General features: G+C 72.7%; 24 protein-coding genes. 13 read left to right on the top strand and 11 right to left on the bottom strand.

All coding sequences use genetic code 11. The annotated features are described in order from the left end of the window. Positions 1-27 precede the first annotated feature (27 nt). Both ACYVK5_RS15000 and ACYVK5_RS15005 read right to left on the bottom strand, forming a co-directional pair. Positions 28-576 carry a GNAT family N-acetyltransferase gene (locus ACYVK5_RS15000; RefSeq protein WP_460706352.1) on the bottom strand — a complete coding sequence of 183 codons (549 nt, stop codon included), beginning with the start codon at positions 574-576 and terminating at the stop codon, positions 28-30. Between the two features lie 87 nt (positions 577-663). Next, the gene (locus tag ACYVK5_RS15005) at positions 664-1,074 is read right to left on the bottom strand and encodes a VOC family protein (RefSeq protein WP_460706354.1); all 411 of its coding nucleotides are present in this window, start codon (positions 1,072-1,074) and stop codon (positions 664-666) included. 198 nt (positions 1,075-1,272) lie between these two features. Between ACYVK5_RS15005 and ACYVK5_RS15010 the strand changes: the two genes are divergently transcribed. Then, positions 1,273-1,842, top strand: coding sequence for an NUDIX hydrolase family protein (locus ACYVK5_RS15010; protein ID WP_460706356.1), 570 nt, complete (start codon positions 1,273-1,275; stop codon positions 1,840-1,842). A 92-nt stretch (positions 1,843-1,934) separates the two neighbouring features. Further along, positions 1,935-2,657, top strand: coding sequence for a hypothetical protein (locus ACYVK5_RS15015; RefSeq protein WP_460706358.1), 723 nt, complete (start codon positions 1,935-1,937; stop codon positions 2,655-2,657). A gap of 121 nt (positions 2,658-2,778) precedes the next feature. Here the strand turns inward: ACYVK5_RS15015 and ACYVK5_RS15020 are convergent, their stop codons facing one another. The 3 genes from ACYVK5_RS15020 to ACYVK5_RS15030 all read right to left on the bottom strand — a co-directional run bounded on the left by ACYVK5_RS15020 (position 2,779) and on the right by ACYVK5_RS15030 (position 6,670). Further along, positions 2,779-4,485, bottom strand: a complete 1,707-nt coding sequence (locus ACYVK5_RS15020; RefSeq protein ID WP_460706360.1) for an ABC-F family ATP-binding cassette domain-containing protein — start codon at positions 4,483-4,485, stop codon at positions 2,779-2,781. A 185-nt stretch (positions 4,486-4,670) separates the two neighbouring features. Further along, positions 4,671-6,347: a sodium:solute symporter family protein gene (locus ACYVK5_RS15025; RefSeq protein WP_460706362.1), complete on the bottom strand. Its 1,677-nt coding sequence runs from the start codon at positions 6,345-6,347 to the stop codon at positions 4,671-4,673. After that, positions 6,344-6,670, bottom strand: a complete 327-nt coding sequence (locus ACYVK5_RS15030) for a DUF4212 domain-containing protein (protein ID WP_460706364.1) — start codon at positions 6,668-6,670, stop codon at positions 6,344-6,346. The genes ACYVK5_RS15025 and ACYVK5_RS15030 overlap by 4 nt, the downstream gene beginning before the upstream one ends. Before the next feature lie 387 nt (positions 6,671-7,057). Here ACYVK5_RS15030 and ACYVK5_RS15035 point away from each other — a divergent pair, with 387 nt between their 5' ends. Genes ACYVK5_RS15035 through ACYVK5_RS15060 form a run of 6 tightly spaced genes read left to right on the top strand, consistent with a single transcriptional unit; the run spans position 7,058 to position 13,042 of the window. Next, the gene (locus ACYVK5_RS15035; protein ID WP_460706366.1) at positions 7,058-7,480 is read left to right on the top strand and encodes a hypothetical protein; all 423 of its coding nucleotides are present in this window, start codon (positions 7,058-7,060) and stop codon (positions 7,478-7,480) included. Between the two features lie 3 nt (positions 7,481-7,483). Then, the gene (locus ACYVK5_RS15040; protein ID WP_460706368.1) at positions 7,484-7,828 is read left to right on the top strand and encodes a hypothetical protein; all 345 of its coding nucleotides are present in this window, start codon (positions 7,484-7,486) and stop codon (positions 7,826-7,828) included. Next, a complete protein-coding gene (locus ACYVK5_RS15045) occupies positions 7,825-9,591 on the top strand; it encodes a solute symporter family protein (protein WP_460706369.1) in 1,767 nt (588 codons plus the stop codon). The genes ACYVK5_RS15040 and ACYVK5_RS15045 overlap by 4 nt, the downstream gene beginning before the upstream one ends. A 2-nt stretch (positions 9,592-9,593) precedes the next feature. After that, positions 9,594-10,967, top strand: a complete 1,374-nt coding sequence (locus ACYVK5_RS15050) for a histidine kinase (protein ID WP_460706371.1) — start codon at positions 9,594-9,596, stop codon at positions 10,965-10,967. Positions 10,968-10,972: 5 nt separating this feature from the next. Next, positions 10,973-11,788, top strand: coding sequence for a LytR/AlgR family response regulator transcription factor (locus tag ACYVK5_RS15055; protein WP_460706373.1), 816 nt, complete (start codon positions 10,973-10,975; stop codon positions 11,786-11,788). A gap of 51 nt (positions 11,789-11,839) precedes the next feature. Further along, entirely contained in the window at positions 11,840-13,042 is a 1,203-nt protein-coding gene (locus ACYVK5_RS15060; protein ID WP_460706375.1) for a sulfotransferase family protein, read from the top strand. 21 nt (positions 13,043-13,063) lie between these two features. Here ACYVK5_RS15060 and rdgB read toward each other — a convergent pair whose 3' ends face one another. From rdgB to rph, 3 genes are read right to left on the bottom strand one after another with little or no spacing between them, the layout of a single operon-like run. Continuing rightward, the gene (gene rdgB / locus ACYVK5_RS15065) at positions 13,064-13,723 is read right to left on the bottom strand and encodes an RdgB/HAM1 family non-canonical purine NTP pyrophosphatase (protein ID WP_460706377.1); all 660 of its coding nucleotides are present in this window, start codon (positions 13,721-13,723) and stop codon (positions 13,064-13,066) included. Beyond that, a complete protein-coding gene (locus ACYVK5_RS15070; RefSeq protein WP_460706379.1) occupies positions 13,720-14,178 on the bottom strand; it encodes a DUF3054 domain-containing protein in 459 nt (152 codons plus the stop codon). Before ACYVK5_RS15070 ends, rdgB begins: the two co-directional genes overlap by 4 nt. Further along, complete coding sequence (gene rph / locus ACYVK5_RS15075) at positions 14,175-14,936, bottom strand: ribonuclease PH (RefSeq protein WP_460706381.1); 762 nt, start codon at positions 14,934-14,936, stop codon at positions 14,175-14,177. The genes ACYVK5_RS15070 and rph overlap by 4 nt, the downstream gene beginning before the upstream one ends. Before the next feature lie 132 nt (positions 14,937-15,068). On the opposite strand from rph, the gene murI reads away from it, so the two are divergent. Both murI and ACYVK5_RS15085 read left to right on the top strand, forming a co-directional pair. Next, positions 15,069-15,872: a glutamate racemase gene (murI, locus tag ACYVK5_RS15080; RefSeq protein ID WP_460706383.1), complete on the top strand. Its 804-nt coding sequence runs from the start codon at positions 15,069-15,071 to the stop codon at positions 15,870-15,872. After that, a complete protein-coding gene (locus ACYVK5_RS15085) occupies positions 15,872-16,702 on the top strand; it encodes an MBL fold metallo-hydrolase (protein WP_460706385.1) in 831 nt (276 codons plus the stop codon). The genes murI and ACYVK5_RS15085 overlap by 1 nt, the downstream gene beginning before the upstream one ends. 52 nt (positions 16,703-16,754) lie before the next feature. On the opposite strand, the gene ACYVK5_RS15090 is transcribed toward ACYVK5_RS15085, so the two are convergent. The 3 genes from ACYVK5_RS15090 to ACYVK5_RS15100 form a co-directional block, all read right to left on the bottom strand. Beyond that, the gene (locus tag ACYVK5_RS15090; protein WP_460706387.1) at positions 16,755-17,552 is read right to left on the bottom strand and encodes a DUF2017 family protein; all 798 of its coding nucleotides are present in this window, start codon (positions 17,550-17,552) and stop codon (positions 16,755-16,757) included. Next, positions 17,549-17,884, bottom strand: coding sequence for an ATP-dependent Clp protease adapter ClpS (gene clpS / locus ACYVK5_RS15095; RefSeq protein ID WP_460706486.1), 336 nt, complete (start codon positions 17,882-17,884; stop codon positions 17,549-17,551). Before clpS ends, ACYVK5_RS15090 begins: the two co-directional genes overlap by 4 nt. Positions 17,885-17,999: 115 nt before the next feature. After that, on the bottom strand, positions 18,000-19,355 hold the full coding sequence (locus ACYVK5_RS15100) for an AAA family ATPase (protein ID WP_460706389.1): 1,356 nt from the start codon (positions 19,353-19,355) through the stop codon (positions 18,000-18,002). Between the two features lie 156 nt (positions 19,356-19,511). Here ACYVK5_RS15100 and ACYVK5_RS15105 point away from each other — a divergent pair, with 156 nt between their 5' ends. The 3 genes from ACYVK5_RS15105 (at position 19,512) to ACYVK5_RS15115 (ending at position 23,314) form a co-directional block, all read left to right on the top strand. Continuing rightward, positions 19,512-19,865 carry a DUF3039 domain-containing protein gene (locus ACYVK5_RS15105; RefSeq protein ID WP_460706391.1) on the top strand — a complete coding sequence of 118 codons (354 nt, stop codon included), beginning with the start codon at positions 19,512-19,514 and terminating at the stop codon, positions 19,863-19,865. Then, positions 19,862-21,688 carry a DEAD/DEAH box helicase gene (locus ACYVK5_RS15110; RefSeq protein WP_460706393.1) on the top strand — a complete coding sequence of 609 codons (1,827 nt, stop codon included), beginning with the start codon at positions 19,862-19,864 and terminating at the stop codon, positions 21,686-21,688. The genes ACYVK5_RS15105 and ACYVK5_RS15110 overlap by 4 nt, the downstream gene beginning before the upstream one ends. Before the next feature lie 135 nt (positions 21,689-21,823). Next, positions 21,824-23,314, top strand: coding sequence for a nicotinate phosphoribosyltransferase (locus ACYVK5_RS15115; protein ID WP_460706395.1), 1,491 nt, complete (start codon positions 21,824-21,826; stop codon positions 23,312-23,314). Positions 23,315-23,320 lie beyond the last annotated feature (6 nt).

Raw genomic sequence — 23,320 nt, forward strand, 5'->3', positions numbered from 1 at the left:
CCAGGAACCCGCCCGCACCCCTGACGGCTACGCGTCGGGGGCGCGGAGGCCGACCGCGTCGTGCCGCCAGAACGGCTCCGAGTAGACCAGCGTCCCCGTCATCCAGGGCTCGTGCGCCGGGAGCCGGACGACCTGGAAGGCGGCGTCCGGAATGCGCAGGGACGGCTTGCGGAAGCCGAGGCCGCCACCGGGCTCGAAGCCGAGGCGCGAGTAGTAGCCCGGGTCACCTTCGAGGAAGGCCACGGGGACCCCGCGCTCGGCGAGGATCGCCAGCCCGCGGCGGACCAGGGCCGAGCCGATGCCGCGCCCGTGCAGTTCGGGCACCACGGCCAGCGGGCTGAGGACCTGCACGTCGACCAGCCGCCGAGGAGCGTCGAGCACACCGCGCGTGAACATGACGTGGCCGACGACCTGCCCGTCCCGGTCCGCGACCAGCGAGAGACCGTCCTCGGAGGCGATGGTGTCCCGCAGCGTGTCGACGAGGTCCGCCACGACGCGTCCGTGATCGCCGAACGCTCGGAGATGCACGTCCCGCACGACCTGCCTGTCGCCCGGCTTCTCCCCGCGAAGATTCATGCCCGGAGGGTAAGGGCGGCTCACGGCGGCCCGCACAGGGTTTTCGGCGGGATCACCCCGTCCGCGACGTCGGACGCGGAGAACGGATCACTCGACGAAGACGCAGAACGGGTGGCCCATCGGGTCCGCGAAGACGTAGAGCGGTTCGACCGGGTCCTCCGACCGGTCGTTGAGCTGTGTCGCGCCGAGCGCGAGGGCGTGGTCCCGGACTTCGTTGAGCGTGGCGACGTCGGGCACCGTGGTGTCGAGGTGGAGCTGCTGCGGCACGTCCGGCGCCGGCCAGGTGGACCTCGGCAGGACGTCGACCTGCTGGAACGCGAGCGGCACACCCGCCCCGTTCCGCAGGACCAGCCAGTCGCGGCCCTTCGGGTCGGGCTCACCCGGCGGCGGCGCCTCGTCGCCGGGGCGATAGGTCAGCCCGAGGAGCTTCCGGTAGAACTCGGCGAGAGCGCGGGCATCGGTGGTGTCGAGCACCACCTGGCGGATACGCGGGTACATCCTTCCAGCGCAGCACATCCGACGCGAAACGCAAGACCAGGGCCCCACGATCCCACACGGCTCCGCGATCACTGGCTCCAAGCACCGCGACCGCACCGCGACCGCGCCGGGCCCGCGACACGCCGGTGTGCACCGTCGCACGGTCCCGGAATCGCCGCTTTTCCAACCGGATGCACCCGATCCTGGTAGAAAAGGTCCGTGACCGACACCGCGGACTACCCCGCCGACGACTTCTACCGTGACAACTCCCAGACCTCCGGGTGGCTCACGGAGGAGGATCTGGCGGTGGTGCGCGCGCAGCTTCCGCTGGTGTACGTGGACGCCGTGCCGGTCCGGGTGGACGATTCGGGCGACGTCGTCTCCGTCGGACTGCTCCTGCGCGTCGACACACAGGGCGCCATCACGCGCGCGCTGGTGTCGGGCCGGGTGATGTACCACGAGCGGGTGCGGGACGCGCTGCTCCGCCACATCGAGAAGGATCTCGGCCCGGTCGCGCTGCCGCAGGTGCCGCCGTCGCCGCAGCCGTTCACCGTCGCGGAGTACTTCCCCACTCCCGGGATCACCGCCTTCCACGACCCGCGCCAGCACGCGATCTCTCTCGCCTACGTGGTGCCGGTGACGGGCGACTGCCGCCCGCAGCAGAACGCGCTCGACCTCGCCTGGATGACGCCGGAGGAGGCCTGCGCCGACACCGTGCAGGCCGAGATGATGAACGGTCAGGGCATGCTCGTGCGGCAGGCGATGGCGCACGTCGGCCGGCTGCCCTGACGGGTTCCGCCGTCGGGCCGCACCGCCCGAGATGACCCTGATGGGGTATAACTTCCCAGGTGCCACCCGGGCACCCGCGGACGGGGAGGCGCATGCAGCAGCAGACGAAGCTCGCGGGCAAGGTCGCCACGGGCCTGGGCGGTTCGCTGCTGCTCCCGTTCCTCGTCGAACTGGGCATGGCGTCGCTGCTGGACGAGAACTTCAGCCTGCGGCGCGGCATCCTGTTCGTCGGGGTGCTCGGCGGGGTCAGCGCCCTGCTGTTCGGCGTCGATCGGCTCGGCCACCTGCGTGCCCGGCGGGCCGAGGCCCGCGCCGCCCGCGAGATGGCGACCCGGACGGAGCACGTCTCGCACCACGCGCTGCGGCCCTACGGCCCGGAGACCGACGGCGTCGTCGCGCTCTGCATCGCCCGCCTCGCCCCGGGCACCCTGCACTACCTGCAGTACCACACGCGCGGCAAGGGCATCTTCCGGGTCGACGTGCTCGGGGACCCCGCGCTCGCCCCGCTCCTCGGCCTCGCCGACGCCGAGGAGCACCGCCGCGTCTACGAACGCTACGGCGAGGGACTCCGCGCCCTGGTGGAGCTGCTGGACGACGACTTCGTCCAGCTCGACTCCGGCCGCGTGCTCCGCATGGTGCTCGACGTCGAGAAGGGCGCGGTCTTCGTCGTCGAGGTGCACCACGGCTCGGGCCGCTACCTGCTGGGCGTCACCCTCGACGAGACGGCGGTGGACCGCGCCGACCTCGACCTCCGCGACCTGGCGACGACCATCCGCAGCCACCTGGGCCGCGAACGCGGCATGCTGAACCGGTAGCCCGGGACCGCTCCGGCGCCGCCGACCACGCCATTTCGGCGACCACGCCATTTCGTGCGATGGGAACGCAACCACCACACAGAATGGCGTGGTCGCGTGCCGGGAGTTCAGGCGGTGAGAGTCACGTCAGCGCCAGTTCCGGCCAGTCCGCCAGTTCCGCGCGCATGCGGCGGTCGTGGGTGGCGACCACGACTGCGGCCGGCGTGGTCGCCAGGGCGCGCGTCAGCTCGTCGACCAGGTCGATCGACAGGTGGTTGGTGGGCTCGTCGAGCAGCAGCAGGTGTGGCACGTGCAGCAGCGCACGCGCCAGCTCGAACCGCCGGCGCTGCCCCACGGACAGCTCGCCGAGCGGCCGGTCGAGGTCCTCCTCCGACAGCAGCCCGAGCGACGCCACGGCCACCACGTGGTCGGGATCGAGCTCCCCCGCCGCGAGCAGCGCGAGCGCCTCGTCGGCGGCGGTCTCGAACCCGGTCCGGCTCGCGGCCTCGGGCGTGAGCGCCGGACTCTCCTGTCCGACGACGCCGATCCGCACGCCCTCCCGCGACACCCGGCTCCCCCGAGCCAGCCCGGCGTCCCCCGCGAGCGTCCGGAGCAGTGTCGACTTCCCTGTCCCGTTCGGCCCCGTCACCAGCAGCCGGCCCGACGGCGGCACCGCCACCCGCGTCCCCGGCAGGTCGAGCAGCACGCTTGGCACGCTTTTCTGACGACCGATGCCCGCACCGTCCTGCCCGGCGGGGTGGGCGACCTCTCCCCCGCGACCGCCGTCGGCCACCACGACGCGCGGGTTCCGCACTTCGACCAGAGCCTCCGCCGGGTCCCAGCCCGGCGACATCGCGGGCAGGTCGGGGAACGCGAGCGCGGGCGGCGGCACCGGCACCTCGATGGCCTCCGCCTCGAGCTTCTGGACGAGGCGGTCGGCGGCCTTGACGTGGATGCGGGCGCGGGTGGCGCGGCGGTGCGTCTGGGAGCCCTTGGGCGGGCGCCATTCGTCGGACAGGCCCTCGTAGGAGGCGTCGAGCACCTGGGCGAGGCGGGCGGCGCGCTTGCGCTCGGCCCGGTAGCGCTGCCGCCAGCGGTGCAGGGCCTGGCTCTTGACGAACCGGTAGGACAGGTAGCCGGGCTGCCCGTAGAGCACGGGCTTGCCGTCCCAGGAGGGGTCGAGGTCGAGGATGGCGGTGGCGACGTCGTCGAGCAGCTCGCGGTCGTGGGTGACGACGACCACTCCTCCGCGCCAGGCGACGAGCTCGCCGGTGAGGAACTCGATGGCGCTGGTGTCGAGGTGGTTGGTGGGTTCGTCGAGGAGCAGCAGGTCGGTGCGTTCGGCGAGCCGGCAGGCGAGGCGGACGCGGTACCGCTCGCCGACGCTGAGCTCGGCCAGGGGGCGGGCGGGGGCGCGGGGGGCGCCGAGGCGGGTGAGCGCGACGTCGACGCGGCGGTCGGCGTCCCAGACGGCGAGGTGTTCGGCGCGGGCGAGCGTCCGGGTGAGCTCGGCGAGGTCCCCGGTGTCGTGGTCGAAGGCGGCGACCGCGGCGTCCAGCTCCTCGGCGGCCCGTCGCAGCCCGTCGAGCGTGGCGGCGACCAGGCCTCCGACGGTCTGCCCGGGTGCGGCGTGCAGTTCCTGCTCCACGAGTGCGACGGTGCCGGCGCGCCGGACCTCTCCCCCGGTCGGGTGGAGCTGCCCGGCCAGGAGGTGCAGGAACGTGGACTTACCGGACCCGTTCTCGCCGACGACGCCGAGCCGTGTGCCGGGGTTCACGGACACGCTCACCCCGCGCAGCACGTCCCGCCCGGGGTAGGCGAAGGCGAGGTCGTCGGCGGCGAGGTGCATAGGAGAACCCTAGAAGGTCCCTCCGGTGGTCTGATCCGGCCGGCTTCCGGCCGGGCGTGGTCGACCCGGTGCCGGGAAGTCCGTCGCTAGGGGGAGGAGGACTTCCCGGCACCGGGCCGGGTCTCAGGCCGGAGCGTGGCGGGGTGTGCTGGGCCCGCCACGCTCCGACGGTCGAGGGGGTTCGGTCAGGCGTGCGTCTCCTCGCGTTCGGAGGGGTAGCGGATCTGCTCCACCATCTCCTGGATCTCCGGCGACGGCGGGCGGGTCGCCAGCGAGACCACGACCGTCACGATGAGGTTGACGACGGCGCCGAGGGTGCCGATGCCCTCCGGGCTGATGCCCAGGATGTGCTCGTTGGCACTCGTCCCGAACACCTCGAGCGTGTAGATCATGTAGCTCGAGGTGAACACGAGGCCGGCGAGCATGCCGGACACCGCGCCGGCGGCGTTCGCCCGCTTCCAGAAGATGCCGAGCACCAGGATCGGGAAGAACGTCGAGGCCGCCAGTCCGAAGGCGAACGCGACCACCTGTGCCACGAACGCCGGCGGGTTGATGCCGAAGTAGATCGCGACGAGCACGGCGAGCCCCATCGCGATCCGGCTCACCCCGAGGCGCCGTGCCTCCGAGGCGTGGTGGTCCACGTACCGGAAGTACAGGTCGTGCGACACGGACGAGGAGATGACCAGCAGCAGCCCGGCCGCCGTCGACATCGCCGCCGCGAGGCCACCGGCCGCCACGAGCCCGACGACCGGTGCGGGCAGGCCCGCGATCTCCGGGCTGGCGAGCACCAGGATGTCGTTGTTCACGAGCAGGTCGGCCCCGCCCGACTCGAACACGCCTGCGTTGTTCGTGACCGAGTTGACGGTCTCCGAGGTCTCGGAGACCGACACCAGGCCCGTGGCCTGCCAGGTCTGCACCCACTGCGGCAGCGCGTCGACCGCCTTCCCCTGCACGCCCTCGAGCAGGTTGAGCTTGGTGAAGGCGCCGACTGCCGGGGCCGTCGTGTACAGCAGGGCGATGAAGACCAGGGCCCACAGCGCCGACCAGCGCGACCCGCGCACCGACTTGGTGGTGTAGAAGCGGATGATCACGTGCGGCAGACCCGCCGTACCGATCATCAGGGCCATCGTCACCAGGAACACGTCGATCTGCGGCCGGGCGGTGAACGCCTGCGTGTACTGGTCGAGCCCGAACTCCGCCTGGAGCGCGTTGAGCTCCGCCAGGATCTGCCCGAACGACACCTGCGGGATCGGGATGCCGGTCGTGATGTAGGCCACGGCCCACGCCGGGATCAGGTAGGCGACGATCATCACCGTGTACTGGGCCACCTGGGTCCAGGTGATGCCCTTCATGCCGCCGAACACGGCGTAGGTGAAGATGACGGCCGCCGCGATGGCGACGCCGCCGGCCTGCGGGATCTCCAGGAACCGCGAGAACACGATTCCGCCGCCGGCCATCTGCCCCACCACGTAGGTGAAGGACACGATGATCGCGACCACCGCGGACACCGACCGCACGGTCTCGCTGAACCGGTCACCGACGAACTCCGGGACCGTGAACTTGCCCCACTTGCGCAGGTACGGCGCGAGGAGGAGGGCCAGCAGCACGTAGCCGCCGGTCCAGCCCATCAGGTAGATCGAGCCGTCCGAGCCGAGGAACGCGATGAGCCCGGCCATCGAGATGAAGGACGCCGCGGACATCCAGTCCGCCGCGACCGCGGCACCGTTGGCCACCGCCGGCACGTTCTGCTCGGCGACGAAGAAGCCCTTCGTCTCCTTCACCCGGCTGCGCCAGGCGATGTAGATGTAGAGGGCGAACGTCAGGGCGACGAATACGAGGGCCCAGACCTGTGTCTCAGTCATGTCAGCCCTCCGTCGTGGTTGCGCTCGTGCACGCCGTACTCACGGTCGAGCCGGTCCATGCGGACGGCGTAGACGAGGATCAGCACGATGAACGTGTAGATCGCGCCCTGCTGGGCGAACCAGAATCCGAGGGGGAAGCCGGCGATCACGATCTGGTTGAGCTGCTCCACGAAGATGATCCCGCAGCCGAACGAGACGGCGAACCAGACGACCAGCAGAACGACCATGAGGCGGAGGTTCTTGCGCCAGTACTCCTTCCGCCACCCGTTGTTCGCGCCACCGGGCGGTGGGCCGCCCTCCGGCGTCATGACGTCGTCGGACATGTTGCGCTCCTTTGCGTCTCGGTCCGGCCAGTACCGGAAGAGCAGTGCCGGAAGATCGCGGCCGGACGTGGCCTGCGGCCCGGGTCGCGGCTTCTTCACCGGCGATCCAGGGTCGGCCGATCGCCCGATCCGTCACCTCTTCCCACGATGAGCCAAGTGCTCCGTCCTCCGGCCTGCAAGGGCCAGGATGTCCGACGGCGGTCGCGGGGCCGCGAGCGGTCACCTGCGGCAGGTCAGCGGCACCGCCGGGCGGCGAGCGCCACTCGCGGGACAAGACCGACCGCTGAGGAGCCCCGCACCCCCGCTCGCGCGCCGGCCGGTCACACCGTCCGGTTCGCGGGTCGCCATGGCACCTCATTGCCCGGAATTTGCCCTACGATCGACTTCATGTCCTCGACGTCGAGCGCATCCCGGCCCACCGCGCGCCGACGGATCCTCCACCCCGGCAGCACGATGATGATCGTGGGCGCACTCTGCATCCTCTTCGGGTCGATGCTCCCGTGGGTCCGCACCGCGGCGGGCAACCTGCCCGGCTACGGAGGCGGGGGGCTCGTCACGGGAAGCCTCGCACTCCTCCTCTTCGCGGGTGCGGTGATCCCGCACCGCGTCTCCGCGATCGTCCACTGCGCCGTGGCGGGGATCCCCGTCGCGTTCATCGCCGCGTGGCAGGCCGTGGAGCTTGGCGGCGTCGTCGCCTCGACCGACGCCTGGTGGCACGTCTGGGCGGGCGAGGGCCTGGTCCTGACCGCCACCGGCGCCACGGTGATCCTGGCCACGGCCTGGCGCCTGTACCGGCTCCCGCCCCCCTGAGTGATGGGCAGCGACGGCGGCGACCCGTTCGACATCGACGAGCACGACACCCCCGCGGAGGTCGACGCCGCCTTCCGCACCCTGCGCCGGGTCGCCGTCTGGCACTTCGTCCTCTTCCTCGCCGTGGTGCTCGGCGTGCCCGCCCTGTCCCTCACGCTCGGGTGGTGGTCCGGCGCACGGATCGACGGCGGGATGAGCCCCGGTTTCGCCATGGCGGCGTTCGGGCTGTACGTGTTCTTCCTCGCCGTCGGGCTCGCGGCGGCCACGCTCTCGTCCGCCGTCGAGGCGCGCATGCTCGGCGGCGTCCACGACGAGACCGGGGACGCCGACGCCGGGGACGCCCCGTGACCCCCGCCGGCGCCACCGCCCTGATCGTCCTGGTCACGACGCTCGTCCTCGTCGCCTGGCTGGTGCGGCCGCGCGGCGCCTCCACGGTGGACTTCTACCTGGCGGGGCAGCGCGTCGGCGTCGCGACCAACGCCCTGGCGATCTGCGGCGACTACTTCTCTGCGGCGTCGTTCCTGGGCGTGGCGGCGGCCGTGTACGTCTCCGGCCTGGACGGCGTCTGGTACGCCGTCGGCTTCGCGGCGGGGTTCGTGCCCGTCCTGCTGTTCGTCGCCGCGCCGCTGCGACGCTTCGGCGAGTTCTCGATCCCCGACTTCCTCGGCCGGCGCCTAGGGTCCGAGAGGGTCCGGCTGGTGTCCGTCGGCGTCGTGCAGGTGGTCATCCTCAGCTACCTGATCCCCCAGGCCGTCGGCAGCGGGATCACCTGGCAGCTCCTCGTGGGCCGCGGCCTGCCCGGCCTCGACTCCTACGGGACGGGCGTGCTGCTGTCCACGATGTTCGTCGCCGCGCTGGTCGCGTTCGGCGGCATGCGCGGCACCACGTGGACGCAGGCCGTGCAGTTCCTCGTGCTGCTCGGGGCGCTGGTCTGGCTCGCTCTGGCCGCCATCGGCTCCGGGTTCCGCTACCCCGAGGCCGTCTCCGAGCTCTCGGCCACCCCCCTGGCCAACCCCGTCCCCGGCGACGCCGGCTGGATGCTGCGCGCCGAGGCCGACCAGCTCGACCCCGGTACGGCCGCGACCTTCGGCGAGCCGGGCGCCGCCTACGGCCCGCTCGCCCAGTTCGCGCTCATCCTCACCCTCGTGATGGGCACGGCCGGGCTGCCGCACGTGATGAACCGGTACTTCACCAGCCCCACGGGCACCGCCGCGCGCATGACGACGGTGTGGGTGCTGGGACTCGCGGGCCTGTTCTACGCGCTGGCGGTGATGCTCGGCACGGCCGCACGCCAGAAGATCGCCGACGCCGCCGACGAGCACGCCTGGCTCGCCGCGCTCACCACCGACGGCGTCCTGCGCGTCCCCGAGCACGCGCTGCCGGTCCTGGGCCGGCTCTACGGCGGCGACATCGGGCTCGCCGTCATCGCGGCCGGGGCGCTCGTCGCGGTGATGTCCACGATCGCCGGCCTGCTGCTCGCGGCCGCCGCGTCCTGGGGACACGACGTGTACGAGCGGCACATCAACCCGCACGCCACCCAGCGCCAGGCCGTGTGGGCCGGCCGGGCGAGCACGGCCGTCGTCGCGCTCGCCGCCGCCGCGATGGCCATGGTCCTGCAGCCGGACAGTCTTGCGCCCTCCGTCCCGTCCATCGTGGCCGCGATGGTGACGTGGGCGTTCGCGATCGCCGGGTCGGCGCTGACGCCGGTGTTCGTGCTGGCCATCTGGTGGCGCGGGACGACGGCGGCCGGTGCGGTCGCGGGCATGCTCACCGGCGGCCTGACCTCGATCAGCATGTTCGTGCTGGGCGTCCTGCCGATCGGGCCCGGCATCGGCGAGATGCTCATGACGCCCACCCTGGTGGCGGCGCCGCTGGCCGCCGCCGTCTGCGTGCTGGTGTCGCGGGTGACGCAGGCGCCGCCGGACGTCGACCGCCAGTGGCTGATCATGCACGGCACGGCGGCCGACCGGCAGGCGGAACGCCTCGCGCACCTCACGATCCACGGCCCCGGCCGAGGCAGCCGACGCCGGGGCACCGCGTCCGGAGGGAAAGATACTGCCTCCGCGGGGCGGGAACGCCGGGCACCGCGAGGACTGCAGAAGGGGGACTGAGAATGCGTTCGGGGAGCGTGCAGCTCGCAGCGGGGATCGCGGTGACCTGGGGGGTGGTGTACCTGGTCACGCAGGTGATCGTGGATCCACCGCTCGGGGTGGGGACCACGGTCGTGGCGGGCGTGGTCCCCACGATCGCCGTCGTCCTCGGGTATCCGTCGGCGCTGCGGGGGCCGCGCTCGGCCACCGCGCTGCGGCGCGGGCCGGAGCCGCGCCGCGGCGGCACCCGCGGCATCGTGGCGGACGGGCGCGCCATGCCGCTGCGGTCGGGCCTGACCGCCGACGCCGCGCGCCGTACCGCCGACCTGCTGCGCCCGCTGCTCGGCGGCGACGCCGTGTCGATCACCGACACGGAGCGCCTCCTGGCGTTCGTCGGGCCGGGCGACGACCACCACCGGGCCGGCGGGCCGGTGCGCGCGTCCGTGACGCTCAAGGCGATCGCCACCGGGCGCAGCGCGACGTCGCGCAGCACGGCCGACCTCGGCTGCGGCGAGCCCGACTGCCCGCTCGCGGGCGCCGTCGCCGCGCCCCTGATGGTCGCCGGCCGCGTGGTGGGGGCGCTCGTCGTGCTCCGCACGGGTTCCGAGCCCGCTGCGCGCGGACAGGTGGAGGACATGGCGGGCATCCTGTCCCTGCACCTCGAGCTCGCCGAGGCCGACCGCGAGCGCGAGCTCGCCGCCGACGCGCGCCTGCACGCGCTGCGCGCCCAGATCAACCCGCACTTCCTGTTCAACGTCCTGAACACGATCGCCTCGAAGTCCCGCACCGACCCGGAGGAGGCGCGGGCGCTGCTGCTGCGGCTGAGCGACTTCTTCCGGTACGCGGTGCGGCAGGACGGGCAGATGGCGGAGTTCGCGCAGGAGTACTTCTTCGTGCGCACCTACCTGACGCTGGAGCAGGCGCGGTTCGGCGACCGGCTGCGCGTGCGGTACGACATCGACCCGCAGGTGCTCACGGCCCACGTACCGGTGCTGACGATCCAGCCCCTGGTGGAGAACGCGGTGAAGCACGGCCTGGCGGACAAGGTGGACGGCGGCACGGTGACACTCCGGGCGCGGGTGGACCCGCTGACCCGCACGACGTCCATCCGGGTGTCCGACGACGGCGTCGGCATGTCTCCCGAGGTGCTGGAGGGGCTGGACGGCCCGAACCTGGCGGCGGGACACGACGTCGGGCAGCGGGCGCGGGCCACCGGGGGCGACGACCGCGGCTCCGCGTCCGGCGTGCCGGGCGGCGGCACGGGGCAGCACACGGGTGTCGGACTGCGGAACATCTCGCAGCGGCTCACCACCCTGTTCGGCGGGCGTTTCTCCCTGGACGTCCGGTCCACGCCGGACGAGGGGACCGTGGTCGACCTGCGCGTCCCACTACGCTGATGTCCGTGCGCGACGACGACACCCGCCCGCGTGCGCTGATCGTCGACGACGAGGCGCCCGCCCGGGCCGAGCTGCGGTACCTGCTGGAGGAACTCGGCGACGTGCAGGTGGTGGGTGAGGCCGCGAACGGCGGCGAGGCCCTGCAGCTGCTGGAGTCGATCCCGTACGACCTCGTGCTCCTCGACATCCGGATGCCTGGCACGAGCGGCCTCGAGGTCGCCGCGGCCGCGCGGAAGCTGCCGCGGCCGCCGCGGATCGTGTTCACCACCGCGCACCCCGACCACGCGGTCGAGGCGTTCGACCTGGAGGCCGCAGACTACCTGGTCAAGCCGTTCGACGCCGCCCGGCTGGCCCGTGCGGTCGAGCGAGCGCTGACGCAGTCCGGGGCCGACGACGGCGTCGCGGGCGGGGGCTCCGGCAGCCCGCGTGCCGACACGCCGGGCGCGCGTGGCCCGTCGCCGGAGGACCCCGAGCCGGGGCTGCCGCCGCCGCTGGCGAAGGTGCCCGTGCAGAAGGACGGGCGGACCGTACTGGTGGACCAGCGGGCGATCGTCTACGCGAGCGCCGCGCGCGGCTACTCGTACCTCAAGCTGGCCGACGAGCGTTTCCTCGTCACGTACTCGCTGAACGAGCTCGAGCGGCGGCTGCGCGGGCACTTCTTCCGCACGCATCGCTCCTACCTCGTGAACCTCGACCACGTGCGGGAGCTCGTCCCGGACTTCAAGGGCGCGCTGGCCTGCGTGATGAACGACCGCCAGCGCAGCCGGGTCGAGGTGTCGCGGCGCCAGGCCGCGGAGCTGCGCCGGCGCCTCGGGGCATAGGAGAATTCATCCCTCTTGTATTGACCTGCGCAAATGGGCAGTATGACCTGCATGTCCCAAGCCACACCCCCCATGCTCAGGGTGCTGAACGTGCTTCTCCTGCCGGTGGCGCGCACCCGCAAGGATCCCGACGCCGCCTTCGAGAAGCTGCTCGCCCAGGCGCAGCGCGGGCACCTGCCGCTCGGCACGGGGGACCTCGCCGCCGTCGAACCACTGCGCCTGCTCCTGCGGGCCCACGCGGCGAACCCCGACCTGAGTCCCTTCGGCTGGGTGACCGTGCAGGAGGTGATCCGGAACCGGCTCCGGAACCGCGTGATCATCCGGGACATCCAGGCGAAGCATCCCGGGGTGAAGGAGCAGCCGGTCACGGCACCGGTGTTCGTGACCGGCCTGCCGCGAACCGGGACCACGTTCACGTACAACCTGATCGCACGCTCGCCGGGGAACCGCGGTCCGCTGCTGTGGGAGATGCTCAACCTCGGCCTGCCGGTCGAGGACCCGGCGGAACGCGCGCGGATCGCCGAGCGCACCACCAAGCGGATCTCGTTCGTCGACCGGCTCAGCCCCGACTGGTCGCAGATCCACCCGTTGATCGCGGCCAGCGAGGAGGAGGACTTCTTCCTGCGCGACCACTCCGAGCTGCACACGACGGCGTCGGCCGTGCCGGAGTACCGCCGGTACCTGGCCGGAGCGGACCTCACCGACGACTACGTCCTGCTGCGCGAGGCGCTGCAGGTGATGTCGTTCGGGCAGGAGCCGCCCCGGTGGGTCCTGAAGCACCCCGGGAACCTGTGGCGGATGCCCGAGATCCAGCGCGTGTTCCCGGACGTGAGGTTCGTCTGGACGCACCGCGCCCCGGGGAAGGCACTGGCCTCCGGCTGCTCCATGTCCGAGTCGATGCGGAACATGCACTACAAGCCCGGCGCGGTCGACCTCGACGCGATCGGCGCCGAGTGGCTGACGATGCTCTCCGAAGGCGTGGACCGCGCGCTCGCCCAGCGTGAGCAGCTGGACGACGGCGTCCTGGTGGACGTCTCGTACAACGACCTCGTCGAGGAGCCCGTCAAGGTGATGCGCGGCGTGTTCGACCATCTCGGCATGACGTGGGGCGACGCCGACGACGCCAACCTCACGACGGCGCAGGACCGCCCGCACCACCGGGGGCACAAGTACACGCTGGAGCGCTACGGCCTCGACGAGCTCCAGGTGGCGGCGGCGTTCGCGGGGTACAGGATCCCGTCGGTCCTGCCTTGAGGGTCAGGTCCTGCCTGACGGTCAGGTCCTGCTCAGGGCGCGCACCACGAGCGGGGCCAGGGCGCGGAACGCCTTGCCGCGGTGGCTGATGGCGTTCTTCTCGGCCGGGGCCAGCTCGGCGGCCGTGCGGGTGCCCGGGGAGCCGTCCGGGGACGGCGGCTGCTCGCCGGGGACCAGGATCGGGTCGTAGCCGAAGCCGTTCGTGCCGCGCGGGGCCTGCGTGAGGACGCCACGCATCTCGCCGGTGCGGACCTCCTCGGTGCCGCCCGGCGTGACGAGGGCGGCCGCGCAGACGAATCCGGCGGTGCGGTGCTCCGGCCGCACGTCGGCGAGCTGGGCGAGGAGCAGATCGAGGTTCGCCTGGTCGTCGCCGTGCCCGCCCGCCCACCGGGCCGAGAAGATGCCGGGTGAGCCGCCCAGCACGTCCACGGCCAGGCCGGAGTCGTCCGCGACCGCGGCCAGGCCCGTCGCCGCGCAGACGGCGCGCGCCTTGATCAGGGCGTTGGCCGCGAAGGTCACGCCGTCCTCGACCGGCTCCGGCGCGCCGAGCTCGCCCGAGGTGACCAGGCCACTCTCGGGCAGCTCGACACCGGACGCGGCGAGGATCACGCGCAGCTCCACCAGCTTCTTGCGGTTGTGGGTCGCGATGACCAGGCGCGCTCCGGCTGCCGGATCCGTCATCGCGCCTCCCGCTGCCCTGCGCCCCGCCGCAGCATCGCGACCAGGCCGCGCCAGCCGAGCATCGTGACGCCGAGGAACCCGGCGGTGACGAGCAGGAACGAGATCGCGAACGAGCCGCCGGTCGCGACGCGCAGGATCATCCCGAGCGCGACCGTGGTGAACCAGACCGCGACCCCGACCGGCCAGATCCGGGACGGGTCCTGCCAGGCGCGGGTCCAGGCCCAGCCCACGGCCGCCGCGACGGCGAACGGCCAGGCGACCTGGCCGAGCTCCAGGAAGAGGGTGTCGTGCGCGCTCATACCGGCGATCGAGAACACCAGGACCGCTACGGCGTCGGCCACGATCGCGGGAGCGACGGGGATGGTGGGGGTGCCACCTTCCGATCCCCCGCCGGGGCCGGCCGTCGCGCCCCGGCCCGAAGCGCCCCCACTTCCAGCGCTCCCGGCCGTCGTCATCCGCCGAGCTCCTGCGCCAGGGCGTCCTGCTGCATCCGGGTCAGGTCCGCCGCGCCCGCCACCGCCAGGTCCAGCAGCGTGTCGAGCTCGGACCGGTCGAACGGCGCGTGCTCGGCCGTGCCCTGCACCTCGATGAACTTCCCGCTGCCGGTCACCACCACGTTCATGTCGGTCTCGGCGCGCACGTCCTCCTCGTACGGGAGGTCGAGCATCGGCGTGCCGTCGATGATCCCCACGGACACGGCGGCCACGGAGTCGGTCAGTACGGGCTTGCCGCGCGAGGTGATGTGACCGTGCCGCTGCCCCCAGGCGACGGCGTCGGCCAGCGCCACGTAGGCGCCGGTGATCGCGGCGGTGCGGGTGCCGCCGTCGGCCTGGAGCACGTCGCAGTCCAGCACGATCGAGTTCTCGCCGAGAGCGGACATGTCGACCACGGCCCGCAGGGACCGTCCCACGAGGCGCGAGATCTCGTGCGTGCGGCCGCCGATCTTGCCCTTGACGGACTCGCGGCTGCCGCGCGTGTTCGTGGATCGCGGCAGCATCGCGTACTCGGCGGTCACCCATCCCTCGCCCGAACCCCGGCGCCAGCGCGGCACGCCCTCCTCGAACGACGCCGCGCACAGCACGCGCGTGCGGCCGAACTCCACGAGCACGGAGCCCTCGGCGTGGTCGAGCCAGCCGCGGGTGATCCTCACGGGGCGGAGCTGGTCGGTGGCGCGCCCGTCGGCACGCGTGATGTCGGAGGTACTGATAGTCACAGCGGCCAGCGTACTCGCGGACAGGGACACGAAGGCGGCCGCCGGCCCTTCCTGCCAAACGTGGCAGGTATCACCCGCGACGCGTGGCCCTGGTAACGGAACGGACACATTCCCGCGATTAGCATCGCACCCGTGAACGACGCGCCCATCGGCATCTTCGACTCCGGCCTCGGCGGCCTCACGGTCGCGCGCGCGATCCTGGACCAGCTCCCCAACGAGCAGGTCCGGTATCTCGGCGACAACGCGAACACCCCGTACGGCCCCAAGCCGCTCGGCGCGATCCGCGCCATGGCGCTCGACGTCATGGACCGGCTCGTGTCCGACGGCGTGAAGATGCTGGTCATCGCGTGCAACACGGCGTCGTCGGTGGCGCTGCGCGACGCCCGCGAGCGGTACACCCTGCGCCACGGCATCCCCGTGGTCGAGGTCATCCTCCCCGCGGCGCGCGCGGCGGTGCGCACCAGCCGCTCCGGCCGTATCGGCGTGATCGGCACCCGGGCGACCATCGAGTCCCTGGCATACGACGACGCGTTCCACGTCACCCCCGGGCTGGAGGTCACCACCCAGGCGTGCCCGGAGTTCGTACGCCTGGTCGAGGAGGGCCAGACCTCGGGCGAGGACGTCCTGAAGTACGCCCGCGAGTACCTGGACCCCATGAAGCAGGCGGGCGTCGACACCCTGGTGCTGGGCTGCACGCACTACCCGCTGCTGACCGGGCCGATCAGCTACGTGATGGGTGAGGGCGTCACGCTCGTCTCCAGTGCCGACGAGACCGCCAAGGACGTGTACCGCAAGCTCGTGGAGCACGACCTCGAGCGCGAGGCCGAGGCCGGCCCGCCCGTCCACGCGTTCCTCACCACCGGCGCACCCGAGAGCGTCCGGCCGCTCGCGCACCGCTTCCTCGGCCCCGAGGTCTCCCGCATGGAGGCCGTCTGATGCGTCTGATCGCTCTCGGGGTCTCGGGCTCGGGACCAGGGCCGGGCTCGCCGGCGTCGTCGTACCTCGTGCAGGTCTCCGCGACGGAGGCCGCGGCGGCCGGATTCGAGGCGCGCGACTGGACCGTGGTCATGGATCTCGGCAACGGCGCGTTCGGCGCGCTGCAGCGCGCCGTCGACCCGTTCGAGGTCGACGCGGTGGCCATCTCCCACCTGCATCCTGATCACTGCGCCGACCTGTCGGGCATGTACGTCTACCTGCGGTACCACCCGGAGCACGGGTCGGCCCGCACGGGCAAGGGCAGGCACCTGCCGGTGTGGTCGCCGTCGACGACGGCCTCGCAGGCGGCGCGGTCCTACGGGCTGAGCGACGGCGAGACCATGGACGCGGACTACGACTTCCGGTCCTGGCAGGAGGGCATGCCCGTCGCGGTGGGGCCGCTGATCCTGGAGCCGTACCGGGTGTTCCACCCGGAGGAGTCGTGGGGCATCCGGGTGACGGGGCCGAGCACCCTGCGGCCCGACGAGCGCGCGGTGATCGCCTACACGGGCGACACGGACTACTGCCAGGGCGTGGTGACGCTGTCGCGGGACGTCGACCTGCTGCTCAGCGAGGCGGCGTTCGTCGAGGGGCGGGACGACCACGTCGAGCCGGGCATCCACCTGACCGGCAGGCGGGCGGGGCGGATCGCGCACGAGTCGGGCGCAAGGCGGCTCCTGCTGACGCACCTGCCGGTGTGGAACGAGCCGGCGATCACGCTCGCGGAGGCGCGCGACGAGTACGACGGCGACGTCCGCCTGGCCCAGCCGGGGGCGACGTACACCGTGTGAGCACGGTCCCGGTGCCCCCACCGGACCGACGGGCCGAGCCGGCGCCCGAGGATCAGTTGTCCTCCGCGTTCCCCTCGGAGGGACGGGGCCGCCCGCGCAGGTCCGCGATCATGACCTCCATCAGGGTCTCCAGCGCGAAACCCGCCGCGACGAACACCCCGGACCAGAAGCGCCGCGCCGCGCGCCCGTCGGCGGCGACCGGGATCTCCCGGCCCATCTGCTGATCCCACATCACCTGGTCGGTGAGCGCGTTGACGTCGTCGTCGGACTCCAGGCCGAGGCGCTGGGCGATGACCAGCCGCATGTCCGTGAGAGCCCCCGCGACGGCGTCGGCCGACTCGCGCGACACCCGCACGGGCGGCGGGGCGCCGTGGCGGCCGAGCGTCTGCCACGGCGCCTTCTCCGGCTCGGGATCGTCCTCCGCCGGCGGCGGCTCCAGCAGGTCGGCGAACGCCTCCAGGCGCTCGGCCTTCTCCCGGGCCAGGTCGTTCTGCGTCAGGCGGCGGAACTCCCCCGCGACGCCCTCGTCGTCCTTGCTCGCGTCGGGCAGGAGGCGGAGGACGGCGGGGTCCTGGGGCATCGGCCCGACCGACGAGATCCCGGTCAGCTTCGCGAGATCGCCGTCGGTGATCTCGTCGGGGGCGAGCAGTCCCTTGTTCCACACGCGCGTGGTGCTGCCCGTGTGGGGGGTGGGCACGTCGTTCGGGTCGGGTTCGGGCGCGGCGGCCGGCAGGCCCGTCTCGTCCCGGACCATCGTGGCGACGTCGCGCGCCACCCGGGCGAGCACGGCCCGCTCGACCGGGTCCATCCGCGACTCGTAGCCACGTCGCATGGCGCGGAACGGTGTCATACCGCTCCCTGGACGTCGCCGGACTCCTGCAGCGTCGCCCACAACCCGAACCCGTGCATGGCCTGCACGTCCACCTCCATGCGCTCCCGTCCCCCGCTCGAGACGACCGCCTTGCCGTCGTTGTGTACCCGCATCATCAGCGTGTGCGCCTTCGCCTGTGGGTAACCGAAATAGCTCTCGAAGACATATGTCACATACGACATGAGGTTGACGGGATCGTTCCACACGATCGTCACCCACGGATCGGCGGGCTGATGTGCCGCGTCCTGCTCGGTCTCCTGCTGGGTGGCCGTCCCGGCTGAGACTGTTGCCGCGGGCGCGGACAGGGGCATCTGCGCAGCGGAGAAAGTCACCCTCCTACCTTAGCGATCTCAGGGGGTCGGAATCACATCCGGCGGCCACACGATCCGAAGGCATTTATCGTTCCGACCTGCCGGGTGAATTTTTTTACAGGTAGTTCCCCACGACGACGGCCGGCTTCCAGCGGCCCGACGTGGCGATGTCCAGCACGCGGTCCGTCGAGAGGCCGTCGGCACCGTGCTCCAGCAGGGCGCGGCGGGCCACCTCACGCAGGTCCGCGCCCGTCGCGCCGTCGAGGAACGAGGCGATCAGGCCGGCGTCGACGTCCGCGCCCGACGGCAGGTACAGGCGCAGGATCGCCTCGCGCCCGGCGGCGTCCGGCGGCGGGACCTCCAGGACCGTGTCGAACCGGCCCGGGCGCTTGACCGCGGGGTCGAGCGCGCCCGGGTCGTTCGTGGTGGCCACCGTGAGGACGTCGTCGGTGGCACGCGCGCCGTCGAGGGCGTCGAGGAACTCGCCGAAGCTGGTGCTGCCGCGGCTCTCCTTGCTCCCCACGGAGTCGATCTCCTCCAGCACCACGAGGCACGGCCCGAGCGTGCGGACCTCCTCGTAGAGCTCGGTCATCCACGTGCGCAGCACGTCCGCGGTGACCAGCACCACCGTGACGGTCCCGACGAGCTCCGTGGCCAGCACCCGCGCGAGCTTCGTCTTGCCGACGCCGGGCGGCCCGGCCAGCAGCAGGCCGCGCGACGTCGAGTGACCGAGCGCCCGCAGCGCGTCGCGGCGGGTCGTCACCCCGGCGCAGAACAGGCCGATCTCGTGCCAGATGTCGTCCGGGAGGACGAGGTCGGCGCGCCCCTGGGGAGTCGGCGTGACGGGCTTGATCGTGAGCCGGCCCGAGCCGTTCGCCTGGAGCGTGCGGCCCCGGTACGGGTGGTCGGCGGCGAGGTCGTCGCTCAGGGCGTCGAGCGCGCGCTCCGCGACGTCGCGGTGACCGGGCAGGGCGTGGGCCGTGAGGAACGGGTCGCCGTACTGGTACCCGGTCTCGACGGCGACCGGGTGCTCGTCGCGGGTGCCCGCGGGGAAGAGCACCGTGGCGGCGGTCGGGACCGTGACCCCGATGCCCGCCCCGAGGTCGAGCCGGGACATCTGCGGCGCGCGGCGGTCGGGGCCACGCTGGGTGACGTCGTCGGCGTGCCGGGCGATCCATCGCCCGAGCACGAAGCCGTACAGCAGGTGCAGGACGGGAGAGACGGGACGCGAGACGGTCTCGAGGGAACCCTCGTGGACGTCCCAGGTGCGGGCGAGCCATTCGGAGGCGTTGCGGGGTTCCGTCGTCCGCTCCGGGATGGGCCGGCCGAGGAGGGCGGCGATCCCGGCGACGGCCGCGCGGGCCGCGTCGTCGTGCTGGCCGAGATCCGGCCAGACGGAGCCGTCCGGGGCCGCGGGGGCGGTGTCGTGGGTGCTTTCGTGCAGGGTGTTCCTCTCGTCGTGTGCGGTCACCGGCCCTGTCTATCAGGCGGGCTATACGACGTAAAGGGAAATCGGCCGCCAGGCCTCGCCCGCGTCGATGCCGGTCCTGGGACGCCCGAGGGCGACGCGCTGCGTCGGGCCCTCGTCCCGCGTCGATGTCGGTCCCGGGCAGTAGAATCCGGAACCATGAGCGACCCCCTCGACAGCCCGCCCGACGATCCCCGCACCAGCGGTTCCACGAGCGTCCTCGAGCGCGAGGAGACCCGCGAGGAGGCGCAGCCGGGAGACCACGAGCGCTTCGCCCACTACGTGCGCAAGGACAAGATCATGAAGTCGGCCCTGTCCGGCCGGCCGGTGATCGCGTTGTGCGGCAAGGTCTGGGTCCCGGGCCGCGATCCGAGCAAGTTCCCGGTGTGCCCCGTGTGCAAGGAGATCTACGAGGGGCTGCGCGAACCGCAGGACGGCGACGACAACTCCGGGGGTGGTGGCTCCGGCAAGGGCGGTGGCTCCGGTTCGGCAGGGGGCGGTTCCGGCACGTGACGAACACGCCGCAGCTCCCGCGCACACCGTCGTCTGCGGCCGCCTCGCACCTGAGCCCCGCCTTCCCGCGCCGTGCCCCGTGGGGCACGGCGTCGAACCTGCGCGCCTGGCAGGCCGAGGCGCTGGAGTTCTACCGCGAACGGTCGCCGCGCGACTTCCTGGCCGTCGCCACGCCGGGCGCCGGCAAGACGACCTTCGCCCTGCGCGTCGCCACCGAGCTCCTCGAGGCCGGGGTGGTGCGCAGGGTCACCGTCGTCGCCCCGACCGAGCACCTCAAGCACCAGTGGGCCGATGCCGCCGCCCGGGTCGGGATCAGCATCGATCCGAGCTTCACGAACGCCCAGGGCCGGCACGGCGCGCACTACGACGGCGTCGCGCTCACCTACGCCCAGGTCGCCGCCAACCCGGCACTGCACCGCGCCCGTACCGAGGCCGGCCGCACCCTGGTGATCCTCGACGAGGTCCACCACGGCGGCGACGCCCTGAGCTGGGGCGATGCCGTACGCGAGGCGTTCGAGGAGGCCACCCGCCGGCTCGCGCTGACCGGCACGCCGTTCCGCAGCGACACCTCCCCGATCCCGTTCGTGGTGTACGAGGAGGACCGGGACGGAATCCGCCGGTCGAAGGCGGACTACACCTACGGGTACGGCGAAGCCCTGCGCGACCACGTCGTGCGGCCCGTGCTGTTCCTGACGTACTCCGGCGACATGCGGTGGCGCACCCGCGCCGGCGACGAGGTCTCCGCCCGGCTCGGCGAGGCCATGACCAAGGACATGACCGCCCAGGCGTGGCGCACTGCCCTCGACCCGGAGGGTCAGTGGATCCCGTCGGTGCTGCGCGCCGCGGACAAGCGCCTCACGGAGGTGCGCCGCACCGTCCCGGACGCCGGCGGCCTCGTCATCGCCACCGACCAGAACACCGCCCGCGCGTACGCGAAGCACCTGACCGAGATCACGGGACAACGCCCCGTCGTGGTGCTGTCCGACGACGCCGGGGCGTCCGGCCGCATCGAGGAGTTCACCTCGTCGGACGACCGCTGGATGGTGGCCGTGCGCATGGTGTCCGAGGGCGTCGACGTGCCCCGGCTCGCCGTCGGCGTGTACGCGACGTCGGCGTCGACCCCGCTGTTCTTCGCCCAGGCCGTCGGCCGGTTCGTGCGCGCCCGGACCCGCGGCGAGACCGCCTCGGTCTTCCTGCCGTCCGTCGCGCCGCTCCTGGAGCTGGCCGGCGGGCTGGAACTCGAGCGCGACCACGCGCTGGACCGGCCCAGCACGGCCGAGGAGCAGGGGATCGAGTACGACCCCGAGGCCGGCCTGCTCGCCGAGGCGAACCGCGAGGAGAAGGCGTCGGGCGACCTCACGCAAGGCACGTTCGAGGCGCTGGACGCCCAGGCGTCGTTCGACCGCGTCCTGTTCGACGGCGGCGAGTTCGGCACCGGCGCCGATGTCGGCTCCGCCGAGGAGCTCGACTTCCTCGGCCTGCCCGGCCTGCTGGAGCCCGATCAGGTCACCACGCTGCTGCGGCAGCGGCAGGCGGACCAGGTCAAGGCGCGCGGCGCCAGGGCCGCACAAGCCGCACAGGCACTCACCGATCGCGAGCAGATGGCCGAGAAGGCGGAGCACGAGCACCGCCGCGCGGGCGAGCTGCGCAAGGAGCTGTCGAAACTCGTGGGGGCGTGGGCCAAGCGGTCCGGGGAGCCGCACGGCGTCATCCACACCCGGCTGCGGCGCGAGTGCGGCGGCCCCGAGGTCCCGCTGGCCACGGCAACGCAGCTCGAGGAGCGGGTGGCGAAGGTGCGGCGCTGGTTCGTGGGCGCGCGCTGACCGTGATCACTCCAGGTCACGCCATGTGACGAGGACCTCCCGTGATGTTTCCGACACGGTCGGATCGTGAGACGAGAGCGTAAAGTCCGCGCATTCAGCCTGCCCACCCGGCCCGGCTGCCATACCGTGGACCGCATGACCAGCGAGCCCCGGGGCACTGGCGCCCCGCTCAGCGACTGGCCTGTCCTGCACCTCGTCGAGCCGGCACCGCCGTCGGCACCCGCAACGGGCCAGGGCCTGCCGAGAGACCTTCCCGCGGACCTGCCCGCCGCGCCGCGCCCCGCGGCGCGGCCGTCGGTCGCGCTGCTCACCGACCGGTACGAGCTGACGATGCTCCAGGCGGCCCTCGCCGACGGCACCGCGAACCGGCACTGCGTGTTCGAGGTGTTCACCCGCCGGCTCCCGGCCGGACGCCGGTACGGCGTGCTCGCCGGTACCGGCCGCGTCCTGGAGGCACTGCCGCACTTCCGGTTCGGCGACGACGAGCTGGCCTACCTGGAACGCGAGCACGTCGTGGACGCACGGACCCTCGACTACCTCGCCGGCTACCGCTTCAACGGCACGATCCAGGGATACGCCGAGGGCGAGATGTTCTTTCCCGGCTCGCCCGTGCTCCAGGTCGAGGGCACGTTCGCGGAGGCGGTGCTGCTCGAGACGCTGGTGCTGTCGATCCTCAACTACGACTCGGCGGTCGCGTCCGCCGCGTCCCGCATGACCAGCGCCGCGGTGGACCGGCCGGTGCTGGAGATGGGCTCGCGGCGCGCCCACGAGCAGGCCGCCATCGCGGCCTCCCGCGCCGCCGTCGTCGCCGGGTTCGCGGGCACGTCGAACCTCGAGGCCGGGATGCGCTACGGCCTGGACACCATCGGCACCGCGGCACACGCCTTCACGCTCCTGCACGACGACGAGGTCTCCGCGTTCCGCTCGCAGGTCGAGGCCTTCGGGCCGGGCACCACTCTGCTCGTCGACACCTTCGACGTGCTGCGCGGCGTGGACCGCGCGGTCGAGGTGGCGGGTACCGGGCTCGGTGCCGTCCGGCTCGACTCCGGCGACCTCGGCGGTCTCGCGGTCGAGGTGCGCGCGCGACTCGACGAGCTGGGCGCCCACGACACGAAGATCGTGGTGACGTCGGACCTGGACGAGTACTCGATCGCGGGCCTCGCGGCGGCGCCGGTGGACGTGTACGGCGTCGGGACCCGGCTCGTGACCGGCTCCGGCGCCCCGACCTGCGGGATGGTCTACAAGCTCGTCGCGCGGGAGAACTCGGCGGGCCGGCTGGAACCGGTCGAGAAGGCGTCGCCGGGAAAGCAGTCGCACGGCGGCCGCAAGTCGCCCGCCCGGCGGTACGGACCGGACGGCCGGGCGACGGAGGAGCTCCTGGTCACCGGGCCGGACGAGCTGGTCACCGCATGGACGCCCGACAGCCGCGACATCCGCCTGCTGCACGCTCCGCTCGTCGTGGACGGCGCGGTGGACTCGCGCTGGATCGGGGCGTACGGCGTGGAGAACGCGGTCCGGACCCACGCCAACGCGCGGGCGGAACTCCCGCGCGGTGCCCGCCGCCTGTCGGACGGCGACCCGGCGCTACCGACGACGCCGCTGACGCTGACCGACCGATCCGCCTGATCCCAG

Source organism: Myceligenerans halotolerans (assembly GCF_054782975.1).